Source organism: Hydrocarboniclastica marina (assembly GCF_004851605.1).
Taxonomy (GTDB): domain Bacteria; phylum Pseudomonadota; class Gammaproteobacteria; order Pseudomonadales; family Oleiphilaceae; genus Hydrocarboniclastica; species Hydrocarboniclastica marina.
This window is the reverse complement of record NZ_CP031093.1, coordinates 3,893,782-3,912,291: the sequence shown is the minus strand read 5'-3', so window position 1 is coordinate 3,912,291 and position 18,510 is coordinate 3,893,782. Positions and strand designations below refer to the sequence as shown.

The window sequence follows — 18,510 nt, the reverse complement described above, 5'->3', positions numbered from 1 at the left end:
GCAGACGCCTAAGCCGCTGGTTCGCCCTTCTGTTCACGATTGTCCCTGTGCCTGTCTTCCCTGTGTTTGGCCCGCTGGCTCCGTACCTTGTCAAGGTCCTTTTCCAGCTGTTCGGGCGGCGGCACGTAGAGAAAGCCAAAAGACACACAGCCGTCCTTGGTGTTAATGGCGTGGTGCAGCCGGTGTGCCTGGTACAACCGCTTCAGATAACCCCGACGGGGCACATAATGGAAAGGCCAGCGGCGATGCACCAGGCCGTCGTGGGCGAGAAAATAGAGAAAACCGTAGCCGGTCATCCCCGCCCCGATCCATTCCAGGGGATGCCAGCCTGACGTGCCGAGGGCGATCAACACAATGGCCAGGCCTGCGAACACCACCGCATACAGGTCGTTCGCCTCAAACCAGCCCTGCCTTGGCTCGTGGTGCGAACGATGCCAGCCCCAGCCCCAGCCGTGCATGATGTACTTGTGGGCAAACCAGGCAAACGCTTCCATACCGGCCAGTGTGACCAGGAATACCAGCGCGTTCAGCGTGATACTCATGTGTTGTGCTCGAGTGCTTTCCGCAGATCCTCAGCGGAGGTAAAGGTTTGCCGCTTGAGGATCTCGCGGCGGTCCAGTTCCAGCCAGAGCACGGAGTCGTCCTGGCCCAGGTGCTCAGGCGCCACCACGCTGTCCCAATCGAGCAGTATCCGGTAGTTGGCCGATTGCATGGACGGCACCAGGAACCAGCTCGTGATAAAGCCGGGCATTTGGGACACATCGGCCACGTATAGCGCATTGCGCGCTTCGAGGTAGCCCTCGGGCTGCGCCTTGATGGCCTCATCGACAATACTGGCCGCTGCCCGGCTGCTGGCCACCAGTACCAGTTCCGTGGCGTCACTCAGGCGCGCGGTTTCTTCGAACTGATCCTGAAGGGCGAAGGGCTCCAGACGGTCTCCCGGCTCAAGCGCCTGTACCGCTACACACAGGCTCATCAGCAAGATCACGAGTATCGGCTTCATCTTCTGTCCTCGAAACCGCAATTACGCCGCAGAGGCGCCCAGGCGCTGGGCTACAGCATCAAGGAAGCCATGCATGTCCACCACCTTCTCGCTCTCCGGCTCGGTTGTCTTGCCCTTGAGGTCAGCGGTGACAACGCCATCACCTACCGTATCTTCCAGGGCGAGCTTGAGTCTGGTCGCGTAACGGACCAGTGCTTCGTTGCTTTCCCGCTCGCCGATGGTTTCCAGCGCATTAGCCAACGCGTAAATCAGCGCGGACGGGTTGAAGTGCGCTTCCTTACCTTCAGTTTCGAGATACTTCAGGTAGAGGTCGTGGGCGGTGCCGTGGGGCGCCTCGAACAGCATGGTCCCGTTCTTGCTCTCGATGATGGAGCTGGCAGTGGCGAGGCTGCCGCCCAGCGCCGCGGAGATGTCCGAGAAGATGTCACCGTCGAGGTTCTGGGACGGATAGAGCGCACTACGCGGCGGATCGGTGATCATCTTGATCAGCTGGCGCGAGGGTCGCATGATCATGAACGACGGCACGCGAGTGTGGTCTTTGGCCAGCTCTTCGCGTACTTCATTGATAACATCGCTGAAGACGTCATCGTACTCCATGTATTCGCGTTTCAGGCCGAAATAGACTTCCTTGTACTTGCGTGAAGCATCGCGGAAAACCTGACTGACCCAATCCTTGATCGCCTCGGCATCATTGGACATCAGCAGTATCGGGTCGCCCTGCTTGACCCAGCGCGCATGCTTTTCCACGCCGTCGACAACAACCTTGAGAATGCCGTCTTCCTGGGCCGGCATGTTGAAACTGCCGTACTGGTCGCCGCCGCCCGCACTCATGCGGGATATGGACACGTGGGACCGGCGGTCAGGCATGCCGTGACGCTTGAGCTGGTTGAGCAGCTTGTACAATTTGCGGCCGGTCGTATTGTCCGGCACGCCCCAGAGGGCGCGCTCCGGCGGGTTGGCGACGATCCGCGCCGCCTGGGCGTCCACCAGCTCGTAGTTGTACTGCAGGCCGAGCTTTTCGAACTGGTCCCGGTACTCGTTCTTGTAGATGGTCTCGATTGCCGCACGCATCACGCCGTCGTAGCCGGCAATGACGGTGTCCTTCAGGCCCAGGTAGACGTCGCGTTTTTCATTGATGGCCCGCTGGAAGAAACGGTGGGCCCATTCCTTTACGTCGGCAATATTGTTGGTCGCCAGTAGCCAGGGATCGCCCTTCTTTACTTCGCGGCGGTGGAGCTCGTACGGGTCGCCGCTTTTGCCCACGAACAGCAGCTTGACCACGCCGGTGGCCGAAGACAGCTCGTTATAGCTGTCCTTGATGCCACCGTTCTCCATGGTGTCGACTTCGATATCCCGGTCGATCCAGTGCGGCTTACGCACGCGTAGGTTGCGGAAATAGATATCTTCACGGGTGATATTACCGCCGATACCTTTCCGGATCGCACCATTTGGGGACTTGGTCGCGAGCGGATCCAGCTTCGACCGCTCGATTTCAGGATGCCTCTCCAACAGCTCATCAAGCTGGTCGCGGTTGACGGTCATGCCCGCGTTTTTGACGCCCACGCCGTGCTCCATCAGTGCCTCAATGGCATCGAAAACGGCCCGGCCATTGGTCAGTAGCCGGTGCTCGGCGGAAAGATCGATCTCGACCAGATTAATGTTCAGGTGGGCAGCGACAAATCTGTCGAGAATCTGCTCAAACGCCACCTGGGCCATCTCGTCGCCGTGGAGGATGACAAGGGGCGACTCAACCTGGATTTTGTTGCTCATGGGCTTCTCCCTTCAAACGGTTCCCGGGCAATTGTGTATCAGACACCGGATAGCGGCAGGTCTCAATTAGACGATCAGCTGGCATCCTGACCTTGCTCTCCCTGACCCTTCCCTGAGCCCTCCCTGAACCATAGTTCAGGGAGGGTTCAGCGGAAAAAGTTCAGCCGAAAATGCTCAGCCGAAAATGTCCTGCCGGGACTAGGCTACAGGGCTGGCAGCCTTGCAGGAGTGACGCTCCCCCAGCAATAACAGTCCCACATTAGCGTTTTACGCCCATGGGTATAAAGGGTCTGGTAGGGAAAATTGCGCCAAACCGGGCTAGACTGGCCACTGGCGTACCTGAAACCCCTGTTGCAAACCATCGACCATTTTACATCACCCCGGGCCATCCCCATCGTTCTGACACGGGCAACTTCATGAGCATAATCAAGACCCAGGCGACAAACCGGAAGCCAGACCCCTGCGCCGCGCCAGCGGCCTGGAACTGTGCGGACTCGTTGAACGGGCTGAGCGTGCTTGCGGCTCTGCTGGTGTTGCTGCTGGCGGGCTGCAGCAGTGTCCCGCCCAGCCATACGCTCCAGGCCAGGCCCATGGCCGTCAATGCGACGACGAACATCGATAATCCACACAGCACCGTTCAGGCACTGCGCGCCCAACATTCCGAGTGGGCCGGCACGCCTTACCGGCTGGGCGGCATGAGTAAGGCCGGAGTCGATTGCTCAGGTTTTGTCTGGAACACCTTCGCCCACCGCTTCGGCCTGGACTTGCCGCGCACCACCGACGGCCAGAAACAGGTTGGGCAGGTCGTTGCCCGCGACCGGCTGGCGCCGGGTGATCTGGTATTTTTCCAGACCGGCTACGGCAAGCTGCACTCGGGTATTTATCTGGAGCGCGGCCTGTTCCTGCACGCCTCCAGTAGTCGTGGCGTCATGCTTTCGAAGCTGTCGAATCCCTACTGGCGTGAGAATTACTGGCATGCCCGGCGGGTACGCTGATTTCAATCGTAATCGGTCCGGCCAGAATACCCTGGCTCTGCAACGGCCATTTATTTCAAGCGTGGGCTGTCGATCCCGGGGTGCAGTTCAGGATATATGCCCAAACCTCATCCGCGTTGGTCTCGTTCACCAGCTCGTGTCGCGCACCCGGAAAAAGCCGTTCGGAGGCCACATAAACGCCCGCCGCGCGCAGGTCAGCCACGTGGCGGCTGAAGCCATTTCCCATTTCTCCCACCGGATCCTGGTCGCCCGCGAGCAAATGCACGGGAAGGTCCTTGCGCCATATCGCCGGGTTGATCTTCAGCATGCCGCCGATGAAGTCGGACCACAGACCGGTGGTACAGGAAAAACCGCAGAGCGGATCTTTCAGGTAGCGGTCGACCTGTTGCGGATCGCGGCTCAGCCAGTCATGGGTGGTTCGATTGGGCGTGAAGGCCTTGTTGAACGCGCCGAACGTCATACGATCGATCAGACGGCTATGGTGCCGCTTGCCCCGTATTGCCCGGATGGCGCGCACCAGTCCCAGGGAAACCCTCAGTTTTGTCTTGTCGATGCGGTTGGTCGCGCAGAGGATGAGGTTATCAATCTGGTCACCGTACTGCTGGGCGAAGGCCTGGGCGATAAAAGACCCCATGCTGTGTCCGAACAAAGTCAGCGGTAGCGCAGGGTATTGTTTTCGCGCATGACTCACTATTTGTGCCAGGTCGTCGACAACTTTCTGCCAGCCCTGATAGTCGGCATAGTGGCCAAGCTCTGCGTCGGAACAGTTGGGGCCGTGACCGCGGTGCTGGATGGCAACCACGGCTACGCCGTGTTCGTTAAGCCAGTGCGCAAGGGCCTGATAGCGGGCCGCATGCTCGGCCATACCATGGGCAATCACCATGACGGCGCACGGATGTTGCGGCGCCCAGGAGACCAACGGAATGCGGTGATTATCGGGGCTGTTTATAAAACTGTGCTGTGGATCCATGATGGTCCGCTTCGAGCTCGCAGATTGTTTTCGCTCATCGCGAGCGGACGGAGAATCGCGCCGTGGTTTTCGGAGGCGCTGCAACTAATGTATAACCTGCAGCTAGTGCTGAACAATAGCCAGTGCAGAACAGCCAGTACCGGGCCAATCAATACCGATCATTGAAAAGATCGAACCATGGATCGACCGCAACCAAACCTCTGACGCAGGCGACGACCGGACAGTTCCCATGCTTGAGCATTTCCAGGGCTGGCTGGCAGAGGCCTCCCAAGCCACACTGAATATTGTCCTGTTGGGGGTTATCCTTTCCCTCAGCATTTTCGCTGATACTCTGGCCCGCCGAACGCGGGTGCCGCGAATATCCATTCTGATGCTGATCGGCGTCGGCATTGCCGTGGTGCATCAGGTCTGGTTAGGCGCTGCGAGCGGCGACATATTGGGTGGACTGAGCGCTCCGCTGACACAGCTTGCGCTGGTTATGGTGGCGTTCCTGCTGGGCAGCGAGCTGACGGTTGACCGCCTGCGCGACACCGGCCCTCTCATTCTGATTACGTCTCTCTTCGTGATTATCGGCGGCGGGCTGGTAGTCGGGGGTGGTTTGAGTCTGCTGGGTTTCCCGCTCGTGGTTGCCGTCGCGCTCGCGGCGATTTCAGTTGCTACCGACCCCGCTGCCGTGTCAGAGACCGTGCGCGAGAGCGGCGATACCGGGCTGCGGGCTAAAGTTATCCTGGGCATCGTCGCGATTGATGATGGCTGGGGAATAGTGGTTTTTGGTCTGAGTATGGCCATGCTTGGCTGGGTTATAAGCAACGATGGCCAGGTGGCCCTGCTGCATGCCCTCTGGGAGCTGGGCGGCGCTATAGTGCTGGGGACCATGGTTGGTATGCCGGCCGCCAAGCTGACGGGCCGGCTAAGGCCCGGCGAGCCGACGCAGGTTGAAGCAATCGCCCTGATTCTCTTGCTGACCGGACTCTCGACGCTGCTTGACGTCTCAGCGCTTCTGGCATCCATGGTTGCAGGCTGTATGGTTGCGAATCTGTCCCACCACCACACCCGGTCATTCAGAGAGATTGAGCATATAGAATGGCCGTTCCTGGTGTTTTTCTTCGTGCTTTCGGGGGCGAGTGTCGATCTTTACCAGATTGATGATGCCATTGGCCTGACCTGCGCTTACGTCATTCTACGCCTTGTCGGGCGGGTGGTCGGGGGGTACCTGGCCGTGATCTGCAACCGCAGGAGAGCCCAATCACTGCCACGGAATATCGGTCTGGCATTAACGCCGCAGGCGGGCGTGGCCCTTGGCATGGCACTGCTGGCGGCCGAGCGTTTTCCAGCGTATCGCGACAGCCTGCTGCCCGTTGTGGTGGCCTCCACCATTTTGTTTGAGCTGGTGGGGCCTGTGTTTGTGAGGCGAGTCATGCGTTCGTGAGGCGTCGTAACCGCTTCCACGCGACGAAACATCGGTTACACTTTGCTGCTCCCGGCAAGCGTTGCGCTACACAGTCCCGCTGAACGTCTGCAAAATAACCAACTCACCAAGTGAACCTATCATGAGTGAACTTCCTCCTTGCCCGCAGTGCCAGTCAGAGTTCAGCTATGAAGACGGCGTATTCTTCGTCTGCCCCGAGTGCGGCCACGAGTGGAAAACCGAAGAGGATCCGGGCAACGCAGCTGACGAACCTGGGGTCAGGGACGCTAACGGGAACACGCTGGCCGATGGCGATACGGTCACGGTTATAAAAGACCTGAAGGTAAAAGGCTCGTCCCTGGTGGTGAAGGTCGGCACCAAGGTCAAGAATATCCGGCTGGTCGAGGGCGACCATGATATCGACTGCAAGGTCGACGGCATCGGGCCAATGAAGCTGAAATCCGAATTCGTCAAGAAAGCCTGACGGGCCTTTTTACGCAGACCACCAGGGCATTACCTGATACGCCGTCCCATGGCGCAATCCGGTCATACTCATGCTCAAGTAGATGGACGTCGAACCAGGGTCGGAGCATCTGTTGCAGTTCCCCAAAACCCAGCGCGACCATGGGATGCTCGTCCTGCCATGACTGGGTCAGCTCTGCCGTGGTTTTATCAATGCGGAGCTTGAGAGACTGCCGGTGACCATTGCCCGGGTAGTGCCAGCCGGAGCGGAACACAAAGTGACTGTCGTCGTGGTCTGCCGCATGTCTTACGGAGGCGCTGTTGTCGATCCTGTTCTTGTCGACCACGTTGAAGCAGAAAACCCCATCGGCTGCCAGGGCCTCATAAACGCAGGCGAAACAACTTTCGAGGCGCTCAAGCCCTTGGTTGTAATGGATCGAATATAAAAAGCAGGTGATCAGGTCGGCCGGTTCCTCGACACTGAAGTCACCCATGTCCTGCCGTATAAACTGGGCCTCGGGGCAGCGCAGCCGGGCTTTGTCCAGCATGGGCTCGTTGATGTCCAGGCCAGTGCTCGCATAGCCCAGGTCGAGGAAGTGGCGCACATGCGGTCCGGTCCCGCAGGCGAGGTCGAGATGAAGGCTGCTGCCGTTGCCGAAAATGCGGTTGAGCCTGTGTACGCCCTGGCTTTGGGTCCTGTAGTCGATATCCGCGCACATCAGATCGTAGTAGGCGGACAGGTCGGTGTAGAGGGCGTTGGCGGTCATGGCGAGCGGCATTCCTGGGCGCAGTGGCGGCAGTTTAGCCGCAGATCTATGCTGGCGCATCTATCCCAGCACCGGAAGTCATATGGGTACTCGACGCCACTTTCCGTTGGCTGGCAAAGCCCTGATCACGTGGCTCTGGTTGTTCGTTTCTAAGAGTGTAGTAGTCCTAACTGAGCCGCAGCGCCGGGCAATTAGCGCGTCATCTATCCGAGAACGCGACAACGCCGACAGTCCGCTCAACGTAGCTCGTGAGACTGGAGCGGGTACAGAGATCTTGCCGACATCCCTATCGGAAGGAGGTCCTGCTGCGCGTTGGCCGGCGCTGGTCTTTAAGTTGCGACCCGCTCAGCAAGGCGGCTGTTCACTGAAGTGCCGCCACAACTTCATCGACCTGCAACCGCACACTCTGCAGCCCGCCACCCGACAGATACCAGAGTCCGGGGGACAGCACTTCTACCTTAATGTCTTTGCCGCCTTGTGCTGCGAGGTCCTGTATCAGCTTCTGCCTGTCCAGCGGCTCATCGCCAATGGCGGCGCTGCGGTCGACGATCAGGAGCACGTCGGGCGCCATTGCGACCATATTTTCTGCTGTAAGCGGGATGAACGTTCGGGTTCCTCGGGTGACCGGCTCTACCTGCTCGGGTACGGCTGGGGCTGGGAGCTTCAGCAGTTCGGCGACGACCGGCTCCTGGCGCTGGCTGAAGCTGCCGGAGTTGTGGGTCACCACGAGAACTTCCGGTTTGCCCTGGATGGCCAGCTGCTGTTTTTCCGTATGGATCCAAAGGTCTTTCAGGGCGGCCTGGGCCTGGTCTTCAGCGCCGTAACGCTCCGCCAGCCTCATGACTCGGTCGGACACGGCGTCGGCGAACTCGCCTTCGGGCATGCTGACGTCCTTTACCGTGGCGACTTTTCGGATTTCTTCCGCTATCTCGCCCTGACGTCCCGTGACCAGCACCAGGTCGGGTCGCAGCTTGCGTATCGCCTCGACGTCGGGGGACTTCAGGCTGCCGGCGTCGGCGTATTCATCGCTGGCATAATGGCTCAGGTATTCGGGAAGGCTTTGTTTTGGCACGGCCTTTACCTGGGCACTGAGGTCGAGGGCGTCGAGCGTATCGAGACTGCCGAGGTCATAGCTGATAAGGCTTGGGTTGGCCGCCTGGGCCAGCGCGACGGGCGCTAAGGCCATGGATGTGCTGAGTGCTACTGCAACGGCAACTGTCTTAGCGACCTTCATGGAATCTCCTGGTGAGTCTGCGTCTCATATGGGAATCACTATCATCGGGCAGGACATTACCACGGCTGTGAAGGCAGAAGTTTGGACGTGCTGTTCCGCAAACAGCAACGGGTTGGGGTGAGTTCAGGCGGCGTGCTGCTGGCTATTCCAGCCAGCGGGCAGCGCTTCGCGCAGATGCGTCAGAAATGCCCGGGTGCGGCGGGGTAACGTGCCGTGGGGGTAGAGCAGCCAGACCGGCAGGGCGGGACCTTGCCACTCCGGCAGGCACAACTCCAGCGTACCCGGATGCGCCCGTAGTCGCTGTTCCACCATCCAGTGGGGCAAAAGCCCCAGGCCCTGTTTGCGGACGATTGCATCCCCTTGCAGGCAGTACTGGTCGAACTGGATACAGGTGGCGGGCGGCTGCATTGCAAAGGCGCCGTGGACACTGTGGTGGAGCGCCAGGGCCTTGGTGCCGTCGGGTCTGCCAAGCCGATTAATCCAGTGATGCCTGTGCAGATCATTGGGCGTTTCGGGTCGGCCGTGGGCATCAAGATAGTCGGGATGGGCATAGATGCCCTGGCTCAGGGACCCCAGCAATTCCTGCCGCAGGGGGCTTTGCCCCAGTTGCCCTAACCACAGACAGATGTTGTCGCGCCCCCCACTATCACGACTCTTATGGCCAGCCTGGCCCGATGGCGCGCTGGTTTGGGTGTGCACGCGTATGTTGACTGCCTGATGCTGAGACATGAAGCGTTCCACTGCCTGGGCCAGCCAACCGCGCATCAGTGCCTCATGGGACCGAATGACCAACTCGCCGGTGACCTCCCGACGTAATTCGTTCAGCGCCTCTGCGCTCTGCCGCGCCAGCGTGAGCATCTCCACGCAGTATTTATAGAAGATGAGCCCGGCGTCGTTGGGCGTGAGCTGGTTGGCCTCCCGCCTTAGCAGGGGCTGGCCAATACTGGCTTCCAGCTGCCGTATGCGGCGACTCAGCGTGGACTTGGGCAGGTTCATCTCACGGGAAGTCAGACTCAGACTCCCTGACGCCACCACAGCAGCAAAGGCTTCAAGCTCTTTGAGGTCATACATGAGAAGAGTTCCACTTTCTGCAACAGCGTGTGCCAGCTTATCACCTTCTTGTCGCTAATGGGAAACATTATCATTCGCGATCAATTGGAGTGCCACTGCTGGAGCTGTCGCAATGAAATCACCGTTTTCCGTTCACGCCCCCAGGCCCTTGCCTCTGGTTTCGCTGGTCTCGTTGAGCCTGACATCGCTCGGACTCGCAGCCCAGGAGCCGTTGGTCCTCGACGAGCTGGTGGTTACCGCCAGCGGCTACGAGCAACAGGTGGTGGACGCGCCGGCCTCTATCAGCGTCATCAGCCGGGAAGAGATCGAGCGCGGTGCGTTTCGGGATGTCACTGATGTACTGAGAGATGTGCCCGGGGTGATTGTTACTGGCGGCGGCTCCGGCGACAGAGGGGCGGATATCACCATGCGCGGGATGCCCAGCAGCTACACGCTGATGCTGGTGGATGGCAAGCGGGTGTCCAGCCGGGAGAGCCGACCCAATGGCAGCGCCGGGTTTGAGCAGGACTGGCTGCCACCGATGGGTGCAATTGAACGCATCGAGGTCATTCGCGGGCCCATGTCGACGCTGTATGGCTCGGACGCACTCGGCGGCGTCATCAACGTGATTACCCGCAAAGTGCCTCAGCAGTGGGGCGGGGAGCTGCAGCTGGACACGGTTCTGCAGGAAGATCAGGATTCTGGCAATATCTACCAGACCAACTTCTTTGTTGGCGGGCCGCTCGCGACCGATCTGCTGGGTCTGCAGATCTATGGCCGGCAGTACACCCGAGAGGAAGATCAGATCATCGACGGCTATGAGGAAAAGCAGCTGCAGAGTGTTACCGGCCGGCTTTCCTTCACCCCCACCGAGGACCATGACTTCATGCTGGAAAGCGGCATCGTCGACCAGCACCGGCGCGGCTTCATGGGGGTCTCCGAGCCCACGGAAGACTGTGGCAGAGGCGGCTGTTCTGACTCAGAATCCGAGCATTTCCGTAAGTTCTACGCGCTGTCTCATACTGGACGATGGTCCTTTGGGAACACGGATTCCTATGTCCAGCGTGAATCCACCCATAACGAAAGCCGTGATATCGAGATCACCAACACGCTCGCCAAGTCCAGTGTTGTGGTCCCGCTAGGCGACCACATCGTTTCCCTTGGCACCAGCTATGAAGAAGAAGAGTTGAAGGATCAGACCACTAACCAGATTTCCGACCGGACCCGGGTGGAGGGTTCCCAATGGGCTTTGTTTGCAGAGGATGAGTGGCTGTTAACAGAAGACTTCTCGCTGACCGGCGGGGTGCGCCTGGATGATGATGAGAATTATGGCAGCCATGTCAGCCCAAGGCTCTACGGAGTATGGGGCTTTGCGCCGCGCTGGACGGTCAAAGGCGGCGTGTCCACGGGCTTCCGTTCGCCAAATCTTCGCGAAGTGACGCCGGACTGGGGCCAGATCAGCCGGGGTGGGGACGTCTACGGCAACCCGGATCTGGAGCCTGAGACCTCCGTGTCCAAGGAAATTTCCCTGCACTATCGGGTACCGGGTGGCTTCAGCAGCAACGTGACCGTTTTTCATAATGACTTTGAAGACAAAATTACCCGCGTCGCCTGCCCAGCCACTGTCTGCACAGACGGACCCAACCAGTTTGGCTCCGATCCGACCACGCGCGTCAACGTGGACGAAGCCATTACCCGGGGCGTGGAGTTTGCTTTGCGCGCACCTATCATCAGCAGCCTCGAGATCGACACCAGCTATACCTACACCGATTCCGAACAGAAATCCGGTGAATACGAGGGCGAGCCACTGACCCAGTTGCCCAAGCATATTGCCACAGTGTCCCTGCGCTGGTTCCTCAACGAACGCGTCTCACCCTGGCTATCGGCCACTTACCGCGGCGAAGAAAGCCAGCCCAATACCGGGCCCTCCCAGGATGCACTGGTGGCGCCCTCGTACACCCTGGTGGATACCGGGCTGGGCTACCAACTGACTGACGAGGCCGAAGTTAAGGCCGGGGTCTATAACCTGCTCGATAAATCTGTCACCACCGAAGAATACGGTCTGGTTGAGGATGGTCGACGTTACTGGCTGGCGCTGAATATTGGCTTCTGAACAGGCCCGCGGACGCTGGGGTCCGCGCTCTGAGATTCTGGCTGGAACGGAGAAACGATCACAATGACCATCATTAGACAGTTGCTCAAACATTCACGGCAAGCCGGTAGAGCCCGGCAGCCTACCGTCGCTCGCTTAGTCGCCCTAGTTCACCTAGTAATCGCGGCTTGCACAGTCTCCGCGGCTTGCACAGTCATCGCGGCTAGCACAGTCGCCCTGGCCAGCCCGACTGCTCTGGCCCGATCAGACGCCGGGCCAGATGCCCGCAGTATCGAAACGGTTTTTGGACCAGTTGAGGTAGCGGGCGTCCCCGAGCGTGTTGTGACCCTGTACGAAGGCGCGCTGGACACGGCAATCGCTACGGGCGCCGAGCCAGTGGGCGCGGTTATCACCCGCGGTGGGACCTCGGTAGCCAGCTATATCCAGCCGTTGGCTGACGATATCGAGATTGTCGGCGCGCCCGGGGAAACCAACCTGGAGGCGGTGCTCGCATCGCAACCGGACATTATCCTTGCACCGGGCTGGACCAGCCCCCAGCAGTACCGGTTGCTTTCGTTGATCGCGCCAACGGTGGCACCGGACGTGCCCCCGTATCAGAGCGATAGCTGGATCAGGGAGACACGAATTTTTGCCAGGGCGCTAGGGCGTGAGGCGCAGGGTGAGGCCGCAATCGATAAGGTGCAGCGACGCATCGCTGAGGTGGCGAAGCTGGTGGCTGCCAATGTGCCCGAAGGGCAGCGGGATGCAGCTATTGTCCGCTGGATGCCCCAGGGCGCCCTTGTCATGAGCCCGGGGATTTTCTCGGCCACGTTACTGGCCGCTGTCGGCTTTGACGTCAGCGACGCCGGGCTGGTCAACGCGGGGCGGCCTCACAGTCACCCGCTAAGCGAGGAGAACCTCTCCGCCATCGACCAGAGCTGGCTGTTTCTGGCGACGCTGAACAAAGACGGCAAAGAAGCACTGGACGCGGCTTCCAGGTCGCCTGCTTTCCGTCGCCTGCAGGCAGTAGAAAACGGGCAGGTTGTTGCGGTGGATGGTCAGGAGTGGACGAGTGCTTCGGGCCCTCTCGTGGCCGGGCAGATCCTGGACGCCGTAGCGGCTGCGGTCAGCGGCCGCAAGCCTTGACGCAGCAGTGTCCGAGGCGCCAGAGCAGTCAGTGCGACGAACGATGACCACGCGCCCCCAAAGTGTCTGCACGAAAGCGTTCGGTCTCGCTGTGTTGGTGCTGCTTATGACCGCCGGCGCCAGTCTGATACTGGGCGCCGGGCCGGTGCCGATTGCGGACGCTCTGGCAGCGCTGGGCGGTGGCGGCAGCGAAGAAGCCCGGTTTGTGCTGGTTGAGCTGCGCCTGCCCCGGCTTGCCGTGGGCATCACTACCGGGCTGGCCCTGGGGGTTGCAGGGGCCCTGCTGCAGGCTTTGACCCGAAACCCGTTGGCCGAGCCGGGACTGCTCGGGGTCAGCGCCGGCAGTGCCTTTGCCGTATCGCTGGCGATCATGCTGGGCGCGAGTACAGTCACCCTGACTACGCTGGTCGCCCAGGGGGGTGCGCTGGCAGGCTGTTCCTTCGTCATTGCTGCGGCACGCATGAAGGGTCTGGGTAATGACCCCATCCGACTGGTGCTCGCTGGTGCTACCTTGTCCGGCCTGTTGCTGGCCTTGACCTCTCTGCTGATGCTCGCGGACCAGCGTGCTGCCGACGAAATACGTTTCTGGGTCACGGGCAGTATTGCTGGTCGGCAGTGGCCTCAACTGCTGGCGGCGCTGCCAACGCTGCTGCTGGGCGGGGTGATCGTGGTCGCAGTGGCGCAACCACTGGCGTCGCTAACACTGGGCGAGCGCGTGGCGGTCGGGTTAGGGCAACACCCGGGCCGCGTTCGCCTGCTGGTAGTGCTCGCGGTTGCGCTTCTGGTTGGCGCTGCCACCGCACTGGCCGGACCGCTGGTCTTTGTCGGTATGGTAGTGCCATTTCTGGCCCGGGCTCTGGCCGGCGCAGATATCCGCAAGACGCTCTGGCTTTGCCTGCCCGTAGGCCCAGCGGTGCTGGTACTGGCTGACACCGTCTCCCGACTGGTTGCAGCGCCGTCAGAGTTGCCGCTTGGCGTGGTCACCGCATTGATCGGTGCGCCTGTGCTGCTCGCCATTGTCCGGGCCAGAAGGATGCCGACGTTATGAGACAGCCTTTCCAGGATCAGAATGGTATTTTCAGTCAACCGCCGGGCTACTGGCATATCTTTTTGCCGGCCCGGTTGCCGCCCGGGCGTCTGAACCTGCTTCTTGATCGCCGCGCAGCGCTGGCCAACCTGGGGCTCCTCTTTACGCTGCTGATGTGTGCTGTCGCCAGCCTCTCTTTCGGTACGGTGACCCTGAGCGCGCACCAGGTGCTGCTGGCCCTGAGCGGTGAAGGTGCGCCAATGCACCGGTTTGTCATAGAAGAATTGCGTCTGCCCCGACTCGTCTCAGCGGTACTGACCGGTGTGGCCTTCGCTTTGTCCGGTTGCCTGATGCAGACCCTGGCCCGCAACCGGCTGGCAACCCCGGGCATCATTGGCATCGACAACGCTGCCACGGCTTTCGCGGTAGCTTCGGTGGTAGGTACGGGCATCAGTGTGGCCCCGCCCATGATGGCACTCACCGGCGCCGCTACGGCCACCGCGCTGGCGTTCGGGCTGGCGGGCCGGAGCGGGACCCAGGGCTACCGATTCATCATTACCGGGCTAGGGATCGGGGCCATTGCCGGGGCCATGACCCAGCTCATGCTGAGCCGCGTCGCAATTGACGATGCCAACGCCGCCTACCCCTGGACCGTGGGCAGCCTCAACGCAAGGGACCCGTTCGCGGTCCAGCTTCTCGCGGGCGGGCTGATGCTGGCCTGGCCCTTGTGCCTGCTGCTTGGCCGCGGCCTGGGAACCCTGCAGTTTCCGGATGCGGTGGCGATCGGACTGGGCAGGCGACCGGGGCATATCCGTAGCGGCGGTCTTGTCTTGTCGGTACTGCTGACCGGATTGGCGGTTGCAGTGGCGGGTCCGGTCGGCATGGTGGCGTTGATCGCGCCGGAATTTGCCCGCGCCCTGAATCGTCCGGGCTATGTGCCTCTGCTGGGCGCCGGGCTGACCGGGGCTATCATCATGGTGCTGGCGGATCTGGCGGGCAGGGTGATGCTCTCGCCGCTGGAGGTTCCGGTGGGAATAGTTACGGCGCTTGCAGGCAGCCCCTACCTGCTCTGGATACTCCTGAAACGACCCTCGGGAAAACTGGGATGAAGCAGAAGCGCGGCTCCAACAGTGAATTGGCAACTAACCAAAGCCGCCTTGTGGCACAAAAGCTGACCATGGCCCACGGTCGCCGTCCTGTTATTGATGATCTGGACCTGGCGCTACCCGACGGCAAAGTCACCGCGATCGTCGGGCCAAACGGGTGTGGCAAGTCGACGTTGCTCAATGGCCTGTCACGTATTCATCGCCAGCGAGCGGGTGCCGTCTTACTGGACGGCCACGAGATTCATAGCCGACCGTCGCGGGAGGTAGCCCGCAAACTGGCCATGCTGCCCCAGGAGACCTCTGCGCCAGAAGGCATGACCGTGCTGGATCTGATCCGCTTCGGCCGCCAGCCCCACCAGGACTGGCTAAGGCAGTGGTCGCGAGAAGACCAGGCCGCGGTGCAACAGGCCCTGGCAGCGGCGGACGTCACCGAGCTGGCGGAGCGGGCACTCGACACGCTATCCGGCGGCCAGCGCCAGCGCGCCTGGATCGCCATGAGCATCGCCCAGCAGACACCCCTGTTATTGCTGGACGAACCCACCTCATCACTCGATCTCGGTCATCAGGTAGAAGTGTTCGAGCTGATCCGCAATCTGGCCAGCGCCGGCAAAACCATTGCCATGGTAGTGCATGATCTGGTCAGTGCGTGCCGCTACGCCGACCATCTGGTGGCCATGAAAGACGGCGCTATCGTAGCGCAAGGTGAGCCGGGGGTGGTTGTCACGCCGAAGCTGATCCGCCTGCTTTACGACATCGATTGCGAACTGATGCCAGACCCGATCACTGGCGCGCCACTGCTGTTCAATGTGCGCCGCGCCGATCTTAACGGCAGGACCTCGTGAGGCTTGCCCACAAAACAAGGCGTAATGTATGAAGACACTGAAGGCTCATGTTTCCACACCCCACGGCGAGCGTTACATCGCTCGACTGTGCCGACACTTCAGCCACAAGATTCCAGCGACCTGGGAGGGCACTCGGGGCGAAATACACTTCGACATGGGCACCTGCAAACTGGAAGCGAACGAGACCGCGCTGCTGCTTCGGGCTGAGGCCGAAAACGGAGAAAACGTACAAACTGTGGCGGACGTTACCGGCTCGCACCTCGAGCGCTTTGCGGCAGGCGGCCGGGAAGGGGAAAAACTGACCGTCGCCTGGGCGCCTTGAGGATATGAAACAGGCACAAGCAGACAGTTAGCCGTTGCCTTCCCGACTCAGACGAGGTGGTGGTCCCAGTACACCGGCAGTTGGGCGATCTCCTGCGGGACGCCCGATGCGCCGAGGCGGACCAGCTTGCCCTGCCCGGTGGAGATCAGGAAGTCACCGCCCGCCAGCGCCTGCACCCCGGCACAGTCCGGGATGGACGCGCGCGCTATCAGGCTGCCGCTACGCCCCTCAAAGATGACGGCGGTCCCGCCAACCGGAGAAGCCGCCGCGACCAGATCATTCTCAGGGTGGGCGATCACGCTGGCGATATAGTTGGCCAGCGCCGCCTGGGTATCTTCGTCAAAGCGGTATTCCTGCAACTCGCCCCGGTCCAGGCGTGCGAGCAACGCGGGCTTCTGGTAGAGCGGTCCCTGGTACTGATAGGCAACGTACACCTCACCGGCCGGGCTCACATCCACATGCCGCGCACTTTGCTGATGCCGGGACGGATGAAATCGCCCGATGACTTGCCCGGAGCGGCGGTTCATAAGGATCAGCGCAGGGTCCATGGTATCGAGGTTGAGCTTGATGCGGTCGTAGTCCGGGTGGGTCAGAATGCCGCCCAGGCCTATTACCAGGGTTTCGCCGTCCGGATGGAGTGTCAGCTGGTGGGGGCCGATGCCGCCCAGTTCAAAGGTGTCGACGCGCAGGTAAGCGTTGTCCGCATCGTACACCGCGATTATACCCTCGCCTGCGTCATAGCGGCTGGCGGCGGCATAGAGCCAGCGCCCTTGCGGGGAGAAGACGCCATGGCCGACAAAGTGCTCGCCCGGTGCCGCTTCGACATGCTGCACGCGGGCGCCGCTGGACTGATCAAAAACGTAAAACGACCAGCCGGGCCGGCGCTCGAAAAACAGGACCTGGGCTGCGCCGGGGCGATTGCAGCCGCTGTGGCAGCGGGTACCCACCGGGGCCTGCCAGAGCGGACGCCCCTGCCGATCGATGGCGCCAACGGCGTACTCGCCGGTGGGCAGTCCAATGGCCCCGGTAAAGTGTTCGGGGCCGTGGTCGGCTTTGCGTGGGAGGAGACTGCAGCCCAAAAGCGTTGCGCCAATTCCGCCGGCCACGCCGGCTTTCAATAGCTGCCGACGGCTGGGTTGTGTTGTTGACGGGGGGTTGTTTACCACGTGGTTACGGGTCCTGTTGAACACTGGCATCAGTCACCGTCGCTGGAATTGAAACCCCGTACAACGCCAAGCGCCACGGCGGCCCGGTCATTTACCAACGTGTTCAGCTGGGCTATATCCATGTAGAAAGCCTGCAGTTCACGAAACCGTTCGTCCTCAGACAACAGCTCGATGATGGGCGCATGTAGCTGGGGAAAGTTCTGCAGAACCTCATCGAACTGAGCGTCAATGCGGTCGGCCAGCTGCTGCTCACCGGCCTCTTTCAGAAGCACTGCCAGACCCGGTAGATAATGCGCTTCTAACCCCCGGACCGTCGCCTCCATGGTCTTCAGGCTGGTGCCGCTGCGCCAGGCATCGGCCGCATAGGCTGAGCGTTTACCGGTGCCGCGCAAGCCCATGGGCTGGGCCAGCCGTCGCTCTTCCAGTATCTCCAGGGCCGTCATACCGGCACGCACGGTCGTGTCACGGTACTGGTCGGTGCCGATGTAGTGGTCCCGGAAGCCGGCCCAATCGCGGTTGAGCTGGCTGCTGTTCGCGGCGATGTGGTGTGCGACGGCGGTCAGAAGGCTGCAGGTCCTTGTGGCGGGGAGGGCGTTGTCGCCGTTGTTCAAGTCTTCATCGAAGAGCAGGTATTCCGCCATGGGGAAACCCTGGACAGCAACGCCTGACAAGCCGATGAGATCCCTGGAGATCAGATCGTCGCTCTTCAGTATGTAACTGGCTTTGCGGGCAATAAGATTTTTCGGGTCGGGCCAGAACTGAAACTGCCAGGCCAGGTTATTGTGTTCCACCGGGCCGAAGTCGACGAAGCGGACCTGTTGCCAGGCCAAAAAGGCTTGCTGCCACGCCTGTTCCGCCTCCCGTCGTGCACCGTCATTCGGAACCGAACAATAGTCGCCAGCGGCTTCGGCATACGCATCGGCTCTTTGCTCAAGGGCCTGGTAGGCCGCCTGGATCGATTGATGCCATTGCTTTCTGGCTTCAAGGTGGGTCTCCGCTGGGCCGGCCCCCGCGGCAGCGGATATCAGCACGAGAACTGAGCCACATAGGTGTTTCAAGAAAGTCTGCATGGAAGTCCTCAAATGCCGGTAAAGAGAGGTTCAGCAAGGTTCAGAGCGTATAAAAAGGCGTTCTGGGCGGATGCAACGAG

At 60.9% G+C, this 18,510-nt stretch carries 18 protein-coding genes; 9 read left to right on the top strand and 9 right to left on the bottom strand.

The genetic code is table 11. The annotated features are described in order from the left end of the window. Positions 1-8: 8 nt before the first annotated feature. The 3 genes from soil367_RS17280 to soil367_RS17270 are packed head-to-tail and all read right to left on the bottom strand — an operon-like array spanning position 9 to position 2,773. Complete coding sequence (locus soil367_RS17280; RefSeq protein WP_136550269.1) at positions 9-542, bottom strand: sterol desaturase family protein; 534 nt, start codon at positions 540-542, stop codon at positions 9-11. After that, the gene (locus soil367_RS17275; protein WP_136550268.1) at positions 539-1,003 is read right to left on the bottom strand and encodes an FAD/FMN-containing dehydrogenase; all 465 of its coding nucleotides are present in this window, start codon (positions 1,001-1,003) and stop codon (positions 539-541) included. The genes soil367_RS17280 and soil367_RS17275 overlap by 4 nt, the downstream gene beginning before the upstream one ends. 21 nt (positions 1,004-1,024) lie before the next feature. Then, on the bottom strand, positions 1,025-2,773 hold the full coding sequence (locus soil367_RS17270) for an isocitrate/isopropylmalate family dehydrogenase (RefSeq protein WP_136550267.1): 1,749 nt from the start codon (positions 2,771-2,773) through the stop codon (positions 1,025-1,027). Between the two features lie 416 nt (positions 2,774-3,189). Between soil367_RS17270 and soil367_RS17265 the strand changes: the two genes are divergently transcribed. Then, the gene (locus tag soil367_RS17265; RefSeq protein WP_136550266.1) at positions 3,190-3,768 is read left to right on the top strand and encodes an NlpC/P60 family protein; all 579 of its coding nucleotides are present in this window, start codon (positions 3,190-3,192) and stop codon (positions 3,766-3,768) included. A 55-nt stretch (positions 3,769-3,823) separates the two neighbouring features. Here soil367_RS17265 and soil367_RS17260 read toward each other — a convergent pair whose 3' ends face one another. Further along, positions 3,824-4,738 carry an alpha/beta hydrolase gene (locus tag soil367_RS17260; RefSeq protein ID WP_136550265.1) on the bottom strand — a complete coding sequence of 305 codons (915 nt, stop codon included), beginning with the start codon at positions 4,736-4,738 and terminating at the stop codon, positions 3,824-3,826. Positions 4,739-4,967: 229 nt separating this feature from the next. On the opposite strand from soil367_RS17260, the gene soil367_RS17255 reads away from it, so the two are divergent. Continuing rightward, on the top strand, positions 4,968-6,167 hold the full coding sequence (locus soil367_RS17255; protein WP_136550264.1) for a cation:proton antiporter: 1,200 nt from the start codon (positions 4,968-4,970) through the stop codon (positions 6,165-6,167). Between the two features lie 121 nt (positions 6,168-6,288). After that, the gene (locus soil367_RS17250; RefSeq protein WP_136550263.1) at positions 6,289-6,630 is read left to right on the top strand and encodes a zinc ribbon domain-containing protein YjdM; all 342 of its coding nucleotides are present in this window, start codon (positions 6,289-6,291) and stop codon (positions 6,628-6,630) included. On the opposite strand, the gene soil367_RS17245 is transcribed toward soil367_RS17250, so the two are convergent. The 3 genes from soil367_RS17245 to soil367_RS17235 all read right to left on the bottom strand — a co-directional run bounded on the left by soil367_RS17245 (position 6,617) and on the right by soil367_RS17235 (position 9,680). Next, the gene (locus tag soil367_RS17245) at positions 6,617-7,375 is read right to left on the bottom strand and encodes a class I SAM-dependent DNA methyltransferase (RefSeq protein ID WP_136550262.1); all 759 of its coding nucleotides are present in this window, start codon (positions 7,373-7,375) and stop codon (positions 6,617-6,619) included. The two genes, soil367_RS17250 and soil367_RS17245, sit on opposite strands and share 14 nt — an antisense overlap. 361 nt (positions 7,376-7,736) lie before the next feature. Then, on the bottom strand, positions 7,737-8,609 hold the full coding sequence (locus soil367_RS17240) for an ABC transporter substrate-binding protein (protein ID WP_136550261.1): 873 nt from the start codon (positions 8,607-8,609) through the stop codon (positions 7,737-7,739). 123 nt (positions 8,610-8,732) lie between these two features. After that, positions 8,733-9,680: a LysR family transcriptional regulator gene (locus soil367_RS17235; RefSeq protein WP_136550260.1), complete on the bottom strand. Its 948-nt coding sequence runs from the start codon at positions 9,678-9,680 to the stop codon at positions 8,733-8,735. 112 nt (positions 9,681-9,792) lie between these two features. Between soil367_RS17235 and soil367_RS17230 the strand changes: the two genes are divergently transcribed. The 6 genes from soil367_RS17230 to soil367_RS17205 all read left to right on the top strand — a co-directional run bounded on the left by soil367_RS17230 (position 9,793) and on the right by soil367_RS17205 (position 16,194). After that, positions 9,793-11,772: a ligand-gated channel protein gene (locus soil367_RS17230; RefSeq protein ID WP_136550259.1), complete on the top strand. Its 1,980-nt coding sequence runs from the start codon at positions 9,793-9,795 to the stop codon at positions 11,770-11,772. 321 nt (positions 11,773-12,093) lie between these two features. Then, complete coding sequence (locus soil367_RS17225) at positions 12,094-12,897, top strand: ABC transporter substrate-binding protein (protein WP_246065405.1); 804 nt, start codon at positions 12,094-12,096, stop codon at positions 12,895-12,897. A 31-nt stretch (positions 12,898-12,928) separates the two neighbouring features. After that, positions 12,929-13,945 (top strand): FecCD family ABC transporter permease, encoded by a 1,017-nt coding sequence (locus soil367_RS17220; RefSeq protein ID WP_246065403.1) that lies wholly within the window; start codon positions 12,929-12,931, stop codon positions 13,943-13,945. After that, positions 13,942-15,033 carry a FecCD family ABC transporter permease gene (locus soil367_RS17215; protein ID WP_136550257.1) on the top strand — a complete coding sequence of 364 codons (1,092 nt, stop codon included), beginning with the start codon at positions 13,942-13,944 and terminating at the stop codon, positions 15,031-15,033. The genes soil367_RS17220 and soil367_RS17215 overlap by 4 nt, the downstream gene beginning before the upstream one ends. After that, complete coding sequence (locus soil367_RS17210) at positions 15,030-15,872, top strand: ABC transporter ATP-binding protein (protein WP_216642743.1); 843 nt, start codon at positions 15,030-15,032, stop codon at positions 15,870-15,872. The genes soil367_RS17215 and soil367_RS17210 overlap by 4 nt, the downstream gene beginning before the upstream one ends. Before the next feature lie 28 nt (positions 15,873-15,900). Then, the gene (locus soil367_RS17205) at positions 15,901-16,194 is read left to right on the top strand and encodes a DUF2218 domain-containing protein (protein WP_136550256.1); all 294 of its coding nucleotides are present in this window, start codon (positions 15,901-15,903) and stop codon (positions 16,192-16,194) included. A 47-nt stretch (positions 16,195-16,241) separates the two neighbouring features. Here the strand turns inward: soil367_RS17205 and soil367_RS17200 are convergent, their stop codons facing one another. After that, positions 16,242-17,360 (bottom strand): DUF1513 domain-containing protein, encoded by a 1,119-nt coding sequence (locus tag soil367_RS17200; RefSeq protein ID WP_246065401.1) that lies wholly within the window; start codon positions 17,358-17,360, stop codon positions 16,242-16,244. A 29-nt stretch (positions 17,361-17,389) separates the two neighbouring features. Beyond that, complete coding sequence (locus tag soil367_RS17195) at positions 17,390-18,430, bottom strand: imelysin family protein (RefSeq protein ID WP_136550254.1); 1,041 nt, start codon at positions 18,428-18,430, stop codon at positions 17,390-17,392. Between the last annotated feature and the right edge of the window lie 80 nt (positions 18,431-18,510).